A 16906-nucleotide genomic window follows, 5' to 3' on the forward strand; every position below is an offset into this window, starting at 1 on the left:
CGGGGGCGGCGTCGCCTCCGGCACCGGCGGGGACGGCGGCACCGGCGGCTCCAGCGGCACCGGCAACGGCGGGGTCGGCGGCACCGGCGGTACCGGCGGTGCCGGCGAGAACGGCGCGAACGGCGAGTCGAGCCTCCGGACCGGTGGCAACCCGACGAACGGCACCGCCGCCACCGGCACCGCGGGCACCGGCGGCAAGGGCGGAACCGGCGGCAGCAGCAGCACCGGGGTCGGCGGTGCGGGTGGCACCGGCGGCACCGGCGGTCAAGGCGGCACCGGCGGCAGCGGTGGGGACTCCAGCTTCCAGCTCGGAGGCACCGGCGCGGCGGGCGCCACCGGCGGCACCGGCGGCGACGGCGGGGCGGGCGGCACCGGTGGCGCCGGTCTCGGCAACAACGGCGACGGCGGCGCCGGCGGGCAGGGCGGCAGTGGTGGCGGTGGCGGACTCGGTCAAGCCGGCGGCACGGCCGGGAACGGCGGCACCGGCGGTGTCGGCGGCTCGCCCGGCACCGGTGGCCTTGTCGGCACCGGTCACGGTGGCGCCGGCGGCCAGGGCGGCACCGGCGGCGGCGGCGGAGACAGCACTGTCGGCACCGGCACCACCGGCGGCACCGGCGGGACCGGCGGGACCGGCGGGTCCGCCACGGCACCTGACGGCGGTGACGGCGGCCAGGGCGGCACCGGCGGAACCGGTGGCACAGGCGCCCTGGGCGACGGTGGCAACGGCGGGACCGGCGGCGACGGTGGAAACGGCGTCGCCGGCGGTACCGGCGGCAAGGGTGGCGACGGCGGCAGCCCCGGCATAGCCGGCCAGAGCGGGCCAGGCACTCCCGGCAAATCCGGTTCCCCCGGAACGCCCCCGCCCAGCCCGTAAGTTCGTCGGCTGATTACCGGCTTTCGGCTGGCCCACCGGCTATCGGTTGGGCCGGCTCACGCCGGTGTCACGCCAGGGTGACGCCGGCCTCCGCCTGCGGCTTGAGGTCGGGGAACCACAGTGCGATCTCGCGGGCCGCGGACTCCGGCGAATCCGAGCCGTGCACCAGGTTGAACTGGGTCTCCAGGCCGAAGTCGCCCCGGATGGTGCCCGGCGTGGCCTTGGCCACCGGGTCGGTCCCACCGGCGAGCTGGCGGAACGCCTCGATCGCCCGCGGGCCCTCCACCACCGCGGCCAGCACCGGCCCGGAGGTGATGAACTCCAGCAGCGACGCGAAGAACGCCTTGCCCTCGTGCTCGCCGTAGTGCTGCCGAGCCACCGCCTGCGGCACCGGCCGCAGCTCCAGGGCGGCCAGCGTCAGGCCCTTCTTCTCGATCCGGCTGATGATCTCGCCCACCAGCCGTCGCTCGACACCATCCGGCTTGATCAGCACCAAAGTCCGCTCAGTCACGGGCGACAGCGTACCTAACCCACTAGTGGGTCGGTGGACCCTGGCGGCGCAACACTTCGGAGCGGAAATAGGCGATCAGCGCCCACACCGCGGTGAACACCACGCCCATCACCCCGACACCCGGATAGACCAGGAATCCGGCGACCAGCACCAGCTGCAACCCCACGTTCGCCCAGATCGCCCAGGACCGGCCCTGCAAGCCCATCAGCAGCACCAACGCGACCACGAACCCGAGCAGGTAGATCAGGGCCGTCGGGGTCAACCCGCCGCCGACCCGGTCGACCACCGGCAGCGCCAGCAGCACGGTGATCGCCTCGAGGATCAGCGTCGCGGCCATCACGCCGCGGAAGCCGCGCCACGGGTCGGGCGCCGGGCCGCTCATGCGGGCTCCTTGCCGAACAGGCTGCGGGCCGCACCGGCGGTGACCACCGAGCCGGTGACCACGATGCCGGTGCCGGAGGACAGCTGCCCCTCCGTGCTGTCCGCATCGGCCTGGTCGACCAGTGCGGTCGCGGTGTCAATAGCGTCCTCCAGGGTCTCGGTGGTGATCACCCGATCCTCACCGAAGAAGCGCAGCGCCTTCGCAGTGAGGATTTCGACGTCCAGTGCGCGCGGAGAACCGTTGTGGGTGACCACGATTCGGTCGAACACCGGCTCCAGGGCGGACAGGATGCCGTCGACGTCCTTGTCGCCGAGGACGCTGACGACCCCGACCAGGAACCGGAAGCCGAACTCCTCGGTGAGCGCCTGCGCCAGTGCAGCCGCCCCGGCGGGGTTGTGCGCGGCGTCGATGAACACCGTCGGCGAGGACCGCATCCGCTCCAGCCGCCCGGGACTGCGCACCGCCGCGAAGCCGGCGCGCACCGTGTCGACGTCGAGTTGACGGTCCGCGCCGGCGCCGAAGAACGCTTCGACGGCCGCCAGCGCCAGCACCGCGTTGTGGGCCTGGTGTTCGCCGTGCAGCGGCAGGAAGACATCCGGGTAGACCCCGCCGAGCCCCTGCAGTTCCAGCAGTTGGCCGCCGATCGCCAGGCGCCGGTCCAGCACCGCGAACTCCGAGTTCTCCCGGGCCACCGCGGCGTCGGCGCGCACCGTCTCCGCGAGCAGCACCTCCATCGCCTCCGGTGCCTGAGCGGCGATCACCGCGACGGTGTCGGGCTGGCCCTCCTCGGCGCGGTGGATGATGCCGGCCTTCTCCGCGGCGATGCCGGCGAGGTCGGCGCCGAGGTATTCGACGTGGTCGATACCGATTCCGGTGATGACGGCGACCGGTGCGGCGACGACGTTGGTGGCGTCCCAGCGGCCGCCCATCCCGGTCTCGACGACGGCGACATCGACGGGGGCGTCGGCGAACGCCGCGAACGCCATTGCGGTCAGCACCTCGAACTTGCTCATCGCCGGGCCGCCGTCAGCTTGGGAGGACGCGTCGACCAGCTGCACGAACGGTTCGATCTCCCGGTAGGTCTCGACGTATTTCGCGGGGCTGAGCGGTTCGCCGTCGATCGCGATGCGCTCGGTCGCCGACTGCAGGTGCGGGCTGGTGGTGCGGCCGGTGCGGCGGCTGAACGCCGTCAGCAGCGCGTCGATCATCCGCACCACCGACGTCTTGCCGTTGGTGCCGGCGACGTGGATCGACGGGTAGCTGCGCTGCGGGGAGCCCAGCAGGTCCAGCAGCGCGACGATGCGGGTCAGGCTCGGTTCGATCTGGGTCTCACCCCAGCGGGCGTCGAGCAGGTGCTCGACCTGCAGCAGTGCCGCGATCTCGTCCGGCGTCGGCGGGGCGACGTCGACGGGTTCGTCGGTCATGCCAGGCCCGCAAGGCGTGCGGTGATCCGGGCCACCTCGTCGGTAGCCAACTGCTGACGGGCCCGGATCTTGGCGACGACGTCATCGGGCGCCTTGCCCAGGAACGCCTCGTTGCCGAGCTTCGCCGAGGTCGCGGTGAGTTCCTTCTCGGCAGCGGCCAGATCCTTCTCCAACCGGCGCCGCTCGGCGGCGACGTCGACGGTGCCGGAAGTGTCGAGTTCCACGACGACGGTGCCACCGGCCAGGCGCACCTCGACCGTCGCCGACGGCGTGAACTCCGGTCCCGGCTCGGTCAGCCACGCCTGCGAGGCCACCGCGGCCACCTGGGTGGTCAGGTCGGCGGCGTCGACGCCGGAGAGCCGCGCCGGGACCCGCTGCCGGTCCCGCAGGCCCTGGTCGCTGCGGAACCGGCGTACCTCGGTGACCAGTTTCTGCATGTCGGTGATCCGTTGCGCCGCAACCTGATCTGGGGCGAACCCAGACGGCACCGGCCAGTCGGCGATCACCAGCGACTCCGCCCCGGTGAGCTCCTGCCACAGGGTCTCGGTGACGAACGGGATGACCGGGTGCAGCAGCCGCAGCAGGGTGTCGAGCACCGCAGCCAGCACCGCGGTGGTGTGCTGCCTCCCCTCCCCCAGTTGCGTCTTCGCCAACTCGACGTACCAGTCGCAGAACTCATCCCAGGCGAAGTGGTACAGCGCCTCGCAGGCGCGGCCGAACTCGTAGCCGTCGAACGCCGAATCCACTTCGGCGCGAACCTGTTCCAGCCGACCCAGAATCCACCGGTCAGCGTCGGTCAGCTCGCCGGGCTCCGGCAGCGGCGCCGGCCGTGCCCCGTTCATCAGCGCGAACCGGGTGGCGTTGAACAGCTTGGTGACGAAGTTCCGCGACGCCCGGGCGTGGTCCTCGCCGATCGACAGGTCACCGCCGGGCGCAGCACCGCGGGCCAGGGTGAACCGCAGCGCGTCGGCGCCGAACGTCTCCACCCAGTCCAGCGGGTCGATGCCGTTACCGCGTGACTTGCTCATCTTGCGGCCGTGCTCGTCCCGGATCAGCCCGTGCAGGAAGACGTTGTCGAACGGCACCTTCCCGCCGTGCAGGACGGGATCGTCGGCCACGAAGGTGCCGAACATCATCATCCGGGCCACCCAGAAGAACAGGATGTCGTAGCCGGTCACCAAAACCGTGGTGGGATAGAACTTCTCCAGTTCCGGTGTGGCGTCCGGCCAGCCCATCGTGGAGAACGGCCACAGTGCCGAGGAGAACCAGGTGTCGAGCACATCCGGGTCCTGCTCCCAGCCCTGCGGCGGGGTCTCATCCGGTCCGACGCAGACCTTCTCACCGTCGGGGCCGTGCCAGATCGGGATGCGGTGCCCCCACCACAGCTGCCGGGAGATGCACCAGTCGTGCATGTCGTCGACCCAGGAGAACCAGCGCGGCTCCAGGCTTTTGGGGTGAATCACGGTGTCGCCGTCGCGCACCGCGTCACCGGCGGCCTTGGCCAGCGACTCGACGTTGACCCACCACTGCATCGACAGTCGCGGCTCGATCACCTCACCGCTGCGTTCGGAGTGCCCCACGCTGTGCAGATACGGCCGCTTCTCGGCGACGATGCGACCCTGCGCGGCCAGCGTCTCCCGAACCGCGACCCGGGCCTCGAAGCGGTCCATCCCGTCGAATTGCGTTCCGGTACCCACGATCCGGGCCTTGGTGTCGAGGATCGTCGGCATCGCCAACTGATGCCGCAACCCGATCTCGAAGTCGTTGGGGTCGTGCGCCGGCGTGACTTTGACTGCACCGGTGCCGAACTCGGGGTCGACGTGGGTGTCTGCGACGACGACGATCTCGCGGTCGCAGAACGGGTGCGGCAGACTCGTGCCGACCAGTGCCCGGTACCGCTCGTCATCGGGGTGCACCGCGATCGCGGTGTCGCCGAGCATGGTCTCCAGCCGGGTGGTGGCCACGACGATATGCGGTTCGGCGTCGTCCATCGAGCCGTACCGGAACGACACCAGCTCGCCTTCGATGTCCTCGTATTTCACCTCGAGGTCGCTGACGGCGGTCTCCAGCACCGGCGACCAGTTGACCAGGCGCTCGGCCTGGTAGATCAATCCGGCGTCGTAGAGGCGCTTGAAGATGGTGCGGACCGCCCGCGACAGGCCGTCGTCCATCGTGAACCGTTCACGGCTCCAGTCGACCCCGTCGCCGATCCGGCGCATCTGGGTGCCGATGGTGCCGCCGGACTCACGCTTCCAGTCCCACACCTGCTCGACGAAGCCCTCCCGGCCGAGGTCCTCCTTGGTCTGGCCCTCGGCGGCGAGTCGCCGTTCAACCACGCTCTGGGTGGCGATGCCGGCGTGATCCATGCCCGGCAGCCACAGCACCTCGTAGCCCTGCATCCGCTTGCGGCGGGTCAGGGCGTCCATCAGGGTGTGGTCGAGTGCGTGGCCCATGTGCAGGCTGCCCGTGACGTTGGGCGGCGGCAGCACGATCGAATAGCCGGGCTTGGCGCTGGTCGGGTCCGCGGTGAAGTAGCCGGCGTCAACCCAGCGCTGATAGATCGCGTCCTCGACCGCACCCGGCTCCCACGACTTGGGCAGGCTGTCGGCATTGGGGGCGCTGGGGGTGGCAGTCACCGGTCAATTCTAGGAACGCGCACCCCGGGAACGTGAAAGCCCCCGGACCGGAGGTCCGGGGGCGTCCACGCTATAGGTCCGACAGGGCCGGTCGGGGCTACTTCTTGCCGCCCAGCAGGCCGCCGAGGATCCCGCCGATCGCCTCGCCGGTCTTGCCGCCCAGTGCGTTGCCGAGGATGCTGCCCATCGACTTGTTGCCGCCGCCACCGCCGGACATCCCGCCAAGGATTCCGCCGAGGATGTCACCGAGGCCACCGCCGCCGGCCTGCTGCTGGGCGGGTTCGGAGCCGCCGCCGGACAGCTGCTTGCCGATGTAGGCCAGCACGATCGGCGCCAGGATCGGGAGCAGCTTCTTGACCAGGTCGTTGTTGCCGGCACCGGCGCCGGACAGCGCGGAGGCCACCTCACTGGTGTTGTTGCCGCCGAAGATCGTGGAGATCAGCTGCTGCCCCTCGGCGTTGTCGGCGGCGGGGGCGCTGTCCAGCAGCCCCTGGGCGGCGAAACCGCTGGCCGCGTTGCTGATCGTGTCGGCCTGGCCGGGGTCCTGAGCGTTGTGGCTCAGGCTGCCGAGCAGCACCGGCACCAGCGTCTGGATGGTGTTGGCGACCTCACCGGAGTCGGCGCCGAGCTGCTGTGCGATGTCCTGGATGGGGATCTGTGCGACGAGATCGTCAAAACCGGCCATGGTCTATTCGTCCACCTTCGTTGTGGGGATGCTGCCGGGGCAGCGGTCGAGGACGACATTAGTCGAAAACACCCCGACCGCACCGGCCGAATTCGTGCACCGATCAGCGCAGCCGGGAGACCTCGATCGTCACCCCGGCGGCGGGCAGTCGCGCCAGCAGCGCATCGCCCATCGCCGCGGCCGGGGTTAGTACGCCGTGCAGGTCGGACAGTTTGTCGCGGTCCAGCGCCAGCGTCAGCGCGCTCTCTCCCAGCAGCACCGAGGTCGCCTGGTAGCCGGGGTCGCCCTGCTGTGCGATCGTCGCCCGGTAGCGGGCGCCGGTCGTCGTCGTCGTGTAGGTCTCGGTGCGGTAGTAGCCGCGCTCGCGGCGGGTCTGGCTGGGGCCGGTTCCCGGTTTGGGCAGCACCTTCTCCACCAGCTGCTGCGGCAGCAGCCGGAAGAATCGGCCGCCGAGCCCGAAGACCACGTTGCCGACCCCGGTCACCAGGCCGGCCAGGGCCGGCGCGGCGGCCGACGACCCCATGCTCATGTACTCGCTGTAGCGGAAGTCGCGCCCGTACGCCCAGCCCAGCAGTCCGTTGCTGCGCCGCACGATGCGGGTGTTGTACGGGGCCATCACGAACCCGGCGGTCCAGACGCCGTCCAGTTCGGGGGCGATGTCCCGGCCGCGACGCCACGGCAGATCGGGTTGCGGGCCCAGGTCGGGCTCGGCGGGACGGTCGACGCTGAGGGTGTAGGGGTCGAGGATCTGACGGCGCGCCTCCGGGTCACTGGACGCCGTCCGCAGCACCTCGGTCATCGAGGCGATGGTGCCGCCGTAGAAGCCGCCGGAGAAGCTGCGCAGCACGAAGTCGGTGCCGACGAGTTCGCCGGCGTCCTCGTCGCGCGCCGTGCGGTACAGCACGTAGACGCTCAGGTCCGACGGAATGGAGTCGAAGCCGCAGGCATGCACGATCCGCGCACCGGTGTCGACGGCCTGCTTGTGGTGCAGGTCGGCGCTCTCCCGTACGAACATCGCCTCGCCGGCCAGGTCGACGTAGTCCGTGCCCGCCGCCGCACACGCCGCGACCAGTGGCAGCCCGTAGCGGGTATAGGGACCGACGGTGCTGATCACCACCCGGGTGCGCTCGGCCATCGCCGCCAGCGTCGCCGGCTGATCGGCGTCGGCGACCAGGATCGGCCAGTCCTGCGCGGCCGGGCCAAGCGTGTCGCGAACCGCCGTCAACCGGTCTGGTGAGCGGCCCGCCAATCCGATCCGGGCGCCGTTGCCGGCACGGGCCAGGTAGTGCGCGGTGAGCTTCCCGACGAATCCGGTTGCTCCGTACACCACGACGTCGAGTTCACGTGAGGGTTCGGCCATGGCGGTGACGCTACGCCGCAGACGACGAACGGCGCCGGGCTGATCGCCCGGCGCCGTCTCGTTGAGTGCTGAAGGTCAGCCGCGGCGACCGCAGACCGGCCACGCACCACGGCCCTGGCTGCGCAGGACGTTCTCGGCCACCCGGATCTGCTCCGACCGGCTGGCGTTGTGCGGCATGCCGCTGCCGCCGTTGGCCCGCCAGGTGCCCAGGTTGAACTGCAGACCGCCGTAGTACCCGTTACCGGTGTTGATCGCCCAGTTGCCGCCCGACTCGCAGGCCGCGACGGCGTCCCAGTTGATGCTGTCCGCGTTGGCGGTGGCGTCGGACAGTGCGACCGCACCGGTGACGACGGCGCCGGCGATCGCGGCCATGGTGAGGGTCTTGCGGACGTTCTTCAACGTTGTTCCTTTCGCTGTGCGCGCTCCGAAGTGCGCCCACAACGTGGGCTGGCGTTGCCTGGAGTCCAGGCGGGAGTGGTCTTCGAGACGTGCCCTCTAGGTCGGGCACGACAGCGGGAGCAGGATCTGCCAGCCGGGTCGACACCCGGCACCGCGAGGGCGATAGAGGCCGCCCGCGGCCCCGCTCACACGCGGTTCCGTGGATTCAATTTGTTTGCTCGATGTTCGAGCGATGCGAAACTTACGGAACCTTCAATGACGCGCGCAACCGCATGACGGACGCATATCACGGCGATCACGGAACGATTACAACGGCACTTTCTTGAATCTCAGCAGGTCAACAATAATGGTTAGCACAGCATCGTTTCACGGCCACCGCAGTCGTCCCGTGAGTCAGATCACCGGTATTTTGTGGCCTGGAGCACCTTTATCAATAGCGAAACGGGGGCGATCAATCCGATTCGCCGTACCGGATCACGTCATCCAAAAAGCAACACCAGTAACATCCGCCACGTAAACCCCAGGTCAAGCCTCATCGCATGCCTTGAGCTCAGTCAGCAGGACGGGTCGCGGCGACCACGCCGCATCCGCCCAAGCCACCCGCGATCGCCATCAGAAATTCCCCAACGTCCCACCCGAGCGTCGAACCGGAGAAATTAGTCGACAAATCAATCGGCCCGGCGGCGTCGATTATCGCCGGCGCACCGGCCGCGACCTCGTAGGCGACCGTGAATGTCCACCGCCACAACGTGTTTCGTGCCGTTCGTGGCATCCCGCGTCGCGAGCGCCCCCAACGACACCCGCATCGATGTCCATCCGATATCGCGGGAATATACGAATAGCCCGGAATTCAATTCGGACGCGATTACCTACGCAGGAACGTACCGATCAGAGATATTTGCTGACCACGAACGATTACCGGGTCAGGACAGACCGGCGAAACCGTCCGGCAGATCGTCCGGGAAGTTGAGGTTGGCCAGCGGCGCCGGATCCGTCAGCACGATCCGTTCGGTGTGGGCGGCGTCGACCAGCGCACCGACCCGGCGCTCACCGGCGGCGGCCAGTTCGGCAACGGTTTCGCCGAGGGCAGTGCGGTACACCCCGGCCAGGTAGTGGTCTCGGCCCGCATGGGGCAGCACGATGTCGGCGGTCGACTCCGCCAGGAGGTCGATCAACTCGGGTGTCAGAAACGGCATGTCGACGGCGCAGACGAAGGCCCGTGCCGCGCCCGCCCGGGCGGCGGCCCGCAGACCGAGCCCAAGCGCCGGCAGCGGTCCCAGCCCTGGCACCTCGTCGTACAGCACCTGCGCGGGCAGATCAGGCAGTTCCTGCCCGGGGGCGGCCACCACGAACAGCGGCGCACACCGCTGGCCCACGATCGCCACTAAGCGCTCGACCAGAGTCCGGCCGGCGATCCGCAGGGTGGCCTTGTCCCGGCCCATCCGGCGCGACGCGCCGCCGGCCAGGACTATCCCGGCCAGATTCCCGGCACGCATCGCACCGGAAGCCTCAGACGTCAGTCGACGGTCCAGGTGTCCTTGCCGCGCAGCAGCGCCTGCAGCGCGGCCATGTCGTGCGGCGCCGCGTCCCGAGCCTCGGCGAGCTGGGTGCGAGCCTGGTCGTCGTAGGTGGGCTTGCTGACCTTGCGGAAGATCCCCATCGGGAAGTGCGACAGGTCCTGCTCGGACAGCCGGGACAGCGCGAACGCGTACGACGAGTCCGCCAGCGTCGCGTCGTGCACGACGATCTGGTCGGTGCTCACGTTGGCCGTCTTGGCGACCTCCAGCCCGTGACCGGACCGGATCACGCAGTGCTCGCCCTCGGCGCCGAAGATGATCGGCTTGCCCTGCTCGACGTTGATGATGCGGTTCTCCTGGCCGTCCTTGCGGAGCAGGTCGAAGGAACCGTCGTTGAAGACCGGGCAGTCCTGCAGGATCTCGACCAGCGCGGACCCGCGGTGCTCCATCGCACCGCGCAGCACCTCAGTCAGCCCCTTGCGGTCGGAGTCCAGTGCCCGGCCGACGAACGTGGCCTCCGCACCGATCGCCAGTGACACCGGGTTGAACGGGTTGTCCAGCGAGCCGAACGGCGTCGACTTGGTGATCTTGCCGGTCTCCGACGTCGGCGAGTACTGCCCCTTGGTCAGGCCGTAGATCCGGTTGTTGAACAGCAGGATCGTGACGTTGAGGTTGCGGCGCAGGGTGTGGATCAGGTGGTTGCCGCCGATCGACAGCGCGTCGCCGTCACCGGTGATCAGGAACACCGACAGGTCCGGGCGGGCGGTCGCCAGTCCGGTCGCGAACGTCGGGCCGCGACCGTGGATCGAGTGCACCCCGTAGGTGTTCATGTAGTACGGGAACCGGCTGGAGCAGCCGATACCGCTGATGAACACCACGTTCTCCCGGCGAACGCCCAACTCCGGCAGGAAGTTGCGCATCGTGTTCAGGATCGCGTAGTCACCGCAGCCCGGGCACCAGCGCACCTCCTGGTTGGAGGTGAAGTCCTTGGCCTTCTGCGGCTCGTCGGTCTTCGGCACCTCGCTGATGGCGGTGAGGCCCAGATCCGTACCGACCAGAGAGTCGGCAACCGGTGTCGTCAGATCGGTCATGCGTTTGCTCCTGATTTACCGCCGATGATGGCTGCCGCGGCCCGGGCGAGGGTCGCCTTCTCGTTCTCCCGGTCGGCCAGGGTGCCGGCCAGCGCGTCGTCGATGATGCCCTCGACCTCGTCGGCCAGGAACGCCCGGCCGGCCACCTTGGTCACCGACTGGATGTCGACCAGGTACTTGCCGCGCAGCAGCAGCGCCAGCTGGCCCAGGTTCATCTCCGGCAGCACCACCTTCGGGTAGCGCCGCAGCACCTCACCGAGGTTCGCCGGGAACGGGTTGAGGTAGCGCAGGTGCGCCTGGGCGACCTTGACCCCGCCGCGGCGGGCCCGCCGGACCGCCTCAGCGATCGGGCCGTAGGAACTGCCCCAACCGAGCATCAGCAGCTCCGCGTCGCCGGTCGGGTCGTCGACCTCCAGGTCCGGGATCTCGATGCCGTCGATCTTGGCCTGCCGCAGCCGCACCATCAGGTCATGGTTGGCCGGCTCGTAGGAGATCTCGCCGGGGCCGTTGGACTTCTCCAGGCCGCCGATCCGGTGCTCCAGGCCGCGGGTGCCCGGGATGGCGAACTGGCGGGCCAGCGTCTCCGGGTCGCGCGCATACGGCTGGAACTCGCCCTCCGCCAAGTCCGCCGCCTCGGCGAGGTTGCGGTCGATGGGGGCGATCTCGCTGATGTCGGGGATCCGCCACGGCTCGGAGCCGTTGGCGATCGCACCGTCGGAGAGCACCAGCACCGGGGTCCGGTACTTCAGGGCGATCCGCGCGGCCTCGATGACGGTCCCGAAGCAGTCCGACGGGGTGCACGGTGCCAGCACCGCCACCGGTGACTCACCGTTGCGGCCGTACAGCGCCTGCATCAGGTCGGCCTGCTCGGTCTTGGTCGGCAGACCGGTCGACGGGCCGCCGCGCTGGACGTTGATCAGCAGCAGCGGCAGCTCGGTCATCACAGCCAGACCCAGGGCCTCGGCCTTCAGCGCCAGGCCCGGGCCCGAGGTGCTGGTGACGCCGAGCGCACCGCCGTAGGAGGCGCCGATCGCGGCACCGATGCCGGCGATCTCGTCCTCGGCCTGGATGCTCATGATGTTGAAGTTCTTGTGCTTGGACAGCTCGTGCAGGATGTCCGAGGCCGGCGTGATCGGGTACGTGCCGAGCACGACCTGGGTGTCGGCCAGCTGACCGGCGACGATGATCCCGTAGGCCATCGCGGTGTTCCCGGAGATCTGCCGGTACTCACCGGCCGGCAGCTTGGCCGGAGCGATCTCGTAAGTGGTGCCGAACGCCTCGGTCGTCTCGCCGTAGTTCCAGCCGGCCTTCAGCGCGAGCACGTTGGCGTCGGCGACATCGGGCTTCTTGGCGAACTTGGTGCGGATGAACTTCTCGCTCTGCTCGAGCTCACGGCCGTACATCCAGGACAGCAGGCCCAGCGCGAACATGTTCTTGGCCCGCGCGCCGTCCTTCTTGGTCGCGCCGATCGCCTCGACCGCGCCCAGCGTCAGCGACGTCATCGCCACCGGAACCACCTTGTAGTCCGAGAGCTCCTCGGTCTCCAGCGGGTTGGACTCGTAGCCGATCTTGGCCAGGTTGCGCTTGGTGAACTCGTCGGAGTTGACGATCAGCATCCCGCCGCGCGGCAGGTCGCCGATGTTGGCCTTCAGCGCGGCCGGGTTCATCGCCACCAGCACGTCCGGCCGGTCACCGGCGGTGAGGATGTCGAAGTCGGCGATCTGGATCTGGAACGACGAGACGCCCGGCAGGGTGCCCTGTGGTGCCCGGATCTCGGCCGGGTAGTTGGGCTGAGTGGCCAGGTCGTTGCCGAACAGCGCCGCCTCGGTGGTGAACCGGTCACCGGTGAGCTGCATACCGTCGCCGGAGTCCCCCGCGAAGCGGATGACGACCTTCTCAAGTTTCTGACGCTTGGCCGCCCCCGACCCGGCTCCGTTACCGCTCGGACCCACGTCTCCGCCTTCCATCGCTGTTGTCGCCCGGGGCCTCGCGCAGCGCGACTGGCACACCCGGAAGTTTTTCTGTCACTGGCGGTACCGATTATTGCATCGCTCTTAGGGTCTTTTTGACACCGGCCCGTACCAACTCATCGATGGCCGGCGGGAAAACACCTGGTTACGACTGCGATCACCACCGTACGCGACATCGAATGTGGTTTTCGTCACGTTTGGATCGCGCGAGTTTAAGAAAGTGAAGCCGCGCTAAGTGCGGGTCAGGCGCTCTTCTCGCGCCGCTCACCGCGGGCCGCCTTGCGCGGCACGATGGTCGGCAGCACGTTGTCCTGCACGGTCTCCTTGGTCACCACGACCTTGGCGACGTCGTTGCGGCTCGGGATGTCGTACATCACCGGCAGCAGGACCTCTTCCATGATCGCCCGCAGACCGCGCGCGCCGGTGCCCCGGTGGATGGCCTGGTCGGCGATGGCCTCCAGCGCATCGTCGGTGAACTCCAACTCCACGCCGTCCATCTCGAACAGCCGGGTGTACTGCTTGACCAGGGCGTTCTTCGGCTCGGACAGAATCTTCACCAGCGATTCCATGTCCAGGTTGGTCACCGAGGCCACCACCGGGAGCCGGCCGATGAACTCCGGGATCAGCCCGAACTTGATCAGGTCCTCCGGCATCACCTCGGCGAAGTGGTCGACGGTGTCGACCTCGGCCTTGGAGCGGACCTCGGCGCCGAAACCCAGACCGCGCTTGCCGACCCGGTCGGACACGATCTTCTCCAGCCCGGCGAACGCGCCGGCCACGATGAACAGCACGTTGGTGGTGTCGATCTGGATGAACTCCTGGTGCGGGTGCTTGCGGCCGCCCTGCGGTGGCACCGACGCCTGGGTGCCCTCCAGGATCTTCAGCAGCGCCTGCTGCACGCCCTCACCGGAGACGTCGCGGGTGATCGACGGGTTCTCGGACTTGCGGGCGATCTTGTCGACCTCGTCGATGTAGACGATGCCGGTCTCGGCGCGTTTGACGTCGTAGTCGGCGGCCTGGATCAGCTTGAGCAGGATGTTCTCGACGTCCTCGCCGACGTAGCCGGCTTCGGTGAGTGCCGTCGCATCCGCTATTGCAAACGGCACGTTGAGCATCTTCGCCAGCGTCTGGGCCAGGTAGGTCTTGCCGCAGCCGGTCGGGCCGAGCATCAGGATGTTCGACTTCATCAACTCGACCGACTCACCGGAGCGGGAGTCGCGGCTCTTCTCGCCGGCCTGGATCCGCTTGTAGTGGTTGTAGACGGCCACGGCCAGCGTGCGCTTGGCGGTGTCCTGGCCGATGACGTAGCCCTCCAGGAAGTCCCGGATCTCCATCGGCTTCGGCAGCTCGTCGAGCTTCACGTCGTCGGCGTCGGCGAGTTCCTCTTCGATGATCTCGTTGCACAGGTCGATGCACTCATCGCAGATGTAGACCCCGGGTCCCGCGATGAGCTTCTTGACCTGCTTCTGGCTCTTCCCGCAGAACGAGCACTTCAGCAGGTCCCCACCGTCTCCAATGCGCGCCATGTGCTGAGGACCTACTTCCTGTTCGCCGTCCGTCGCCGGGTGCCGGGATATCCCCCGACGCTACCTGTTCGCTTCGCTGCGAGGCGACCCTTAGGGCCGAATCGCGTTGTTGGTATTTGTTCTCCGGTGCTGGTGCCTGTCCGCCTCAGCAACATATCGCCTGACCATGCCGTACCCCCGCGTGACGCGCTGGCGCGGCTTCGGCGTGTTGTGACCGTTACCCGTGTTGCCGGCTCGCAGCCCTCTCGGAGCCCTACAGTTGCGGACGTGGGGTTTGCCGTGCCCGACGATACCGTGCCTGATGGGCCCGGAGCCGTGCTGATCAGCGATGGCGGTCTGGCCACCGAACTGGAGGCGCGCGGCTTCGATCTTTCCGATCCGCTGTGGTCGGCGCGCCTGCTCGTCGACGCACCCGAGGAGATCACCGCGGTGCACGCCGCGTTCTTCGCCGCCGGCGCCCAGATCGCCACCACGGCCAGCTATCAGGCGTCCTTCGACGGTTTCGCCGCCCGCGGGATCGGCCCGAGCACCGCCGCCGGACTGCTGTGCCGCAGTGTGGAACTGGCCCGCGCGGCCGTCCCGGTCGACGGCACCGAGTGCTGGGTGGCGGCCTCGATCGGCCCGTACGGCGCCGCCCGCACCGACGGCTCGGAGTACCGCGGCCGGTACGGGCTCTCGGTGCGGCAGTTGACGGACTGGCACCGCCCGCGGTTCGAGGTGCTGGCCGGCGCGGGCGCGGACGTGCTGGCCTGCGAGACCATCCCCGACGTCGACGAAGGGGCGGCGCTGGTGGAACTGATCGCCGGGCAGGACCTGCCGGCCTGGCTGAGTTACACCGTCCGCGGCACCGCGACCCGGGCGGGCCAGCCGCTGCGTGAGGCGTTCGCGGTGGCCGCCGAGGTGCCGCAGATCGTCGCGGTCGGGGTCAACTGCTGCGCTCCCCAGGATGTGCTGCCCGCGATCGAGATCGCCCGCGAGGTCACCGGTAAGCCGGTGGTCGTCTACCCCAACAGCGGGGAGGGCTGGCAGGGCGGGCACTGGGTCGGACCCAGGACATTCTCGGCGGCGCTGGTCACGGAGTGGATTGCCGCCGGTGCCCGCATCGTGGGCGGCTGCTGCCGGGTGTATCCGGCCGATATCGCCCGCATCGCCGAGCTGGTTTCGCCGAAGCTGTAGTCAGCGCGCAGAAGTGCGAGAAGGGTCCGCGCTAACTACAGGCTCGGCGGACCGATTCAGCTAGACCTGAGCCGACAGCTTCCGGTACTCCAGCACGGTGTCGATGATCCCGTACTCCTTGGCCTCGGCCGCGGTGAGGATCTTGTCCCGGTCGGTGTCCTTGCGGACCTGCTCGGGGTCCTTGCCGGTGTGACGGGCCAGCGTGCCCTCCATCAGGGTGCGCATCCGCTCGATCTCCGCGGCCTGGATCTCCAGGTCGGAGAACTGACCCTGGATCACCCCGGACAGCGACGGCTGGTGGATCAGCACCCGGGCGTTGGGCAGTGCCATCCGCTTGCCGGGCGTGCCGGCGGCCAGCAGGACCGCCGCGGCGGATGCGGCCTGGCCCAGGCAGACGGTCTGGATGTCGGCCCGGACGTACTGCATGGTGTCGTAGATCGCCATCAGCGAGGTGAAGCTGCCACCGGGCGAGTTGATGTACATGGTGATGTCGCGGTCCGGGTCCAGCGACTCCAGCACCAAAAGCTGCGCCATGATGTCGTTCGCCGAGGCGTCGTCGACCTGCACGCCGAGGAAGATGATGCGCTCCTCGAACAGCTTGTTGTAGGGGTTGGATTCCTTGACGCCCCAGCTGGAGTGCTCGACGAACGACGGCAGGATGTAGCGGGCCTGCGGTGCGGTTGCCCGCAAGATTTCCGGGGTCATTTTGCGGCTCCGTTGGTGTGGGCGCGGGTGATGATGTGGTCGACGAAGCCGTAGTCCAGTGCCTCGGGGGCGGTGAACCAGCGGTCCCGGTCGGAGTCGGCCTCGATGCGCTCGATGGTCTGGCCGGTGAACTCCGCGTTGAGCCGGAACATCTCCTTCTTGATGACCGCGAACTGCTCGGCCTGGATCGCGATGTCGGCGGCGCTGCCGGTCACCCCGCCGAGCGGCTGGTGCATCAGGATGCGGGCGTGCGGCAGGGCGTAACGCTTGCCCTTGGTGCCGGCGGCGAGCAGGAACTCGCCCATCGAGGCGGCCATGCCCATCGCGTAGGTGGCGATGTCGCACGGGGCCAGCACCATGGTGTCGTAGATCGCCATCCCGGCGCTGATCGAGCCGCCCGGGGAGTTGATGTACAGCGAGATGTCCTTGGTGGGGTCTTCGGCCGACAGCAGCAGGATCTGCGCGCAGAGCCGGTTGGCGATGTCGTCGTCGACCTGCGATCCCAGGAAGATGATCCGCTCTCGCAGTAGGCGCTCGTAGACCGAGTCGACGAGGTTCAGACCGGGTTGACTCATCAGTGGGACACCTGCTTTCTCAAAAGGTTCGTGTGCTGAGCTTCTTTTCCGTCGACCCTAGCCAACCGACGGCGC

At 68.9% G+C, this 16906-nt stretch carries 14 protein-coding genes and 1 pseudogene; 2 read left to right on the top strand and 13 right to left on the bottom strand.

Features of this window, described 5'->3' with window-relative positions; translation table 11 throughout:
* Window positions 1–874, top strand: a pseudogene (locus tag KIH27_RS07325) (hypothetical protein); the annotation flags it as partial.
* 67 nt (window positions 875–941) lie between these two features.
* Here the strand turns inward: KIH27_RS07325 and ndk are convergent.
* The 11 genes from ndk to clpX form a co-directional block, all read right to left on the bottom strand.
* Window positions 942–1385 carry a nucleoside-diphosphate kinase gene (gene ndk / locus KIH27_RS07330; RefSeq protein WP_214092289.1) on the bottom strand — a complete coding sequence of 148 codons (444 nt, stop codon included), beginning with the start codon at window positions 1383–1385 and terminating at the stop codon, window positions 942–944.
* Window positions 1386–1407: 22 nt separating this feature from the next.
* Window positions 1408–1767: a DUF4233 domain-containing protein gene (locus KIH27_RS07335; RefSeq protein WP_214092290.1), complete on the bottom strand. Its 360-nt coding sequence runs from the start codon at window positions 1765–1767 to the stop codon at window positions 1408–1410.
* Complete coding sequence (gene folC / locus KIH27_RS07340; protein WP_214092291.1) at window positions 1764–3191, bottom strand: bifunctional tetrahydrofolate synthase/dihydrofolate synthase; 1428 nt, start codon at window positions 3189–3191, stop codon at window positions 1764–1766. Before folC ends, KIH27_RS07335 begins: the two co-directional genes overlap by 4 nt.
* The gene (locus KIH27_RS07345; protein ID WP_214092292.1) at window positions 3188–5827 is read right to left on the bottom strand and encodes a valine--tRNA ligase; all 2640 of its coding nucleotides are present in this window, start codon (window positions 5825–5827) and stop codon (window positions 3188–3190) included. The genes folC and KIH27_RS07345 overlap by 4 nt, the downstream gene beginning before the upstream one ends.
* Window positions 5828–5924: 97 nt before the next feature.
* A complete protein-coding gene (locus KIH27_RS07350; RefSeq protein WP_214092293.1) occupies window positions 5925–6512 on the bottom strand; it encodes a DUF937 domain-containing protein in 588 nt (195 codons plus the stop codon).
* 103 nt (window positions 6513–6615) lie between these two features.
* Window positions 6616–7872 (bottom strand): saccharopine dehydrogenase family protein, encoded by a 1257-nt coding sequence (locus KIH27_RS07355; RefSeq protein WP_214092294.1) that lies wholly within the window; start codon window positions 7870–7872, stop codon window positions 6616–6618.
* A gap of 75 nt (window positions 7873–7947) precedes the next feature.
* Window positions 7948–8271, bottom strand: coding sequence for a transglycosylase family protein (locus KIH27_RS07360; protein WP_214092295.1), 324 nt, complete (start codon window positions 8269–8271; stop codon window positions 7948–7950).
* 923 nt (window positions 8272–9194) lie between these two features.
* A complete protein-coding gene (gene mobA, locus KIH27_RS07365) occupies window positions 9195–9767 on the bottom strand; it encodes a molybdenum cofactor guanylyltransferase (RefSeq protein ID WP_214092296.1) in 573 nt (190 codons plus the stop codon).
* A 20-nt stretch (window positions 9768–9787) separates the two neighbouring features.
* Window positions 9788–10879: a 2-oxoacid:ferredoxin oxidoreductase subunit beta gene (locus tag KIH27_RS07370; protein WP_214092297.1), complete on the bottom strand. Its 1092-nt coding sequence runs from the start codon at window positions 10877–10879 to the stop codon at window positions 9788–9790.
* On the bottom strand, window positions 10876–12846 hold the full coding sequence (locus KIH27_RS07375) for a 2-oxoacid:acceptor oxidoreductase subunit alpha (protein WP_372451321.1): 1971 nt from the start codon (window positions 12844–12846) through the stop codon (window positions 10876–10878). The genes KIH27_RS07370 and KIH27_RS07375 overlap by 4 nt, the downstream gene beginning before the upstream one ends.
* A gap of 245 nt (window positions 12847–13091) precedes the next feature.
* Entirely contained in the window at window positions 13092–14375 is a 1284-nt protein-coding gene (gene clpX, locus KIH27_RS07380; RefSeq protein ID WP_214092299.1) for an ATP-dependent Clp protease ATP-binding subunit ClpX, read from the bottom strand.
* A gap of 318 nt (window positions 14376–14693) precedes the next feature.
* Between clpX and mmuM the strand changes: the two genes are divergently transcribed.
* A complete protein-coding gene (mmuM, locus tag KIH27_RS07385; RefSeq protein WP_214092360.1) occupies window positions 14694–15551 on the top strand; it encodes a homocysteine S-methyltransferase in 858 nt (285 codons plus the stop codon).
* Between the two features lie 60 nt (window positions 15552–15611).
* On the opposite strand, the gene clpP2 is transcribed toward mmuM, so the two are convergent.
* Complete coding sequence (clpP2, locus tag KIH27_RS07390; RefSeq protein WP_214092300.1) at window positions 15612–16256, bottom strand: ATP-dependent CLP protease proteolytic subunit ClpP2; 645 nt, start codon at window positions 16254–16256, stop codon at window positions 15612–15614.
* On the bottom strand, window positions 16253–16831 hold the full coding sequence (locus KIH27_RS07395) for an ATP-dependent Clp protease proteolytic subunit (protein ID WP_214092301.1): 579 nt from the start codon (window positions 16829–16831) through the stop codon (window positions 16253–16255). The genes clpP2 and KIH27_RS07395 overlap by 4 nt, the downstream gene beginning before the upstream one ends.
* Window positions 16832–16906: the final 75 nt, after the last annotated feature.

The sequence above is a fragment of the Mycolicibacter acidiphilus genome (genome assembly GCF_018455725.1).
GTDB lineage: Bacteria > Actinomycetota > Actinomycetes > Mycobacteriales > Mycobacteriaceae > Mycobacterium > Mycobacterium acidiphilum.

Excerpts from the sequence above, each read along its gene's own strand:
- KIH27_RS07335 (WP_214092290.1), bottom strand. The coding sequence starts at position 1,767 with ATGAGCGGCCCGGCGCCCGACCCGTGGCGCGGCTTCCGCGGCGTGATG.
- folC (WP_214092291.1), bottom strand. The coding sequence starts at position 3,191 with ATGACCGACGAACCCGTCGACGTCGCCCCGCCGACGCCGGACGAGATC.
- KIH27_RS07350 (WP_214092293.1), bottom strand. The coding sequence starts at position 6,512 with ATGGCCGGTTTTGACGATCTCGTCGCACAGATCCCCATCCAGGACATC.
- KIH27_RS07355 (WP_214092294.1), bottom strand. The coding sequence starts at position 7,872 with ATGGCCGAACCCTCACGTGAACTCGACGTCGTGGTGTACGGAGCAACC.
- mobA (WP_214092296.1), bottom strand. The coding sequence starts at position 9,767 with ATGCGTGCCGGGAATCTGGCCGGGATAGTCCTGGCCGGCGGCGCGTCG.
- KIH27_RS07370 (WP_214092297.1), bottom strand. The coding sequence starts at position 10,879 with ATGACCGATCTGACGACACCGGTTGCCGACTCTCTGGTCGGTACGGAT.
- KIH27_RS07375 (WP_372451321.1), bottom strand. The coding sequence starts at position 12,846 with ATGGAAGGCGGAGACGTGGGTCCGAGCGGTAACGGAGCCGGGTCGGGG.
- clpX (WP_214092299.1), bottom strand. The coding sequence starts at position 14,375 with ATGGCGCGCATTGGAGACGGTGGGGACCTGCTGAAGTGCTCGTTCTGC.
- clpP2 (WP_214092300.1), bottom strand. The coding sequence starts at position 16,256 with ATGACCCCGGAAATCTTGCGGGCAACCGCACCGCAGGCCCGCTACATC.
- KIH27_RS07395 (WP_214092301.1), bottom strand. The coding sequence starts at position 16,831 with ATGAGTCAACCCGGTCTGAACCTCGTCGACTCGGTCTACGAGCGCCTA.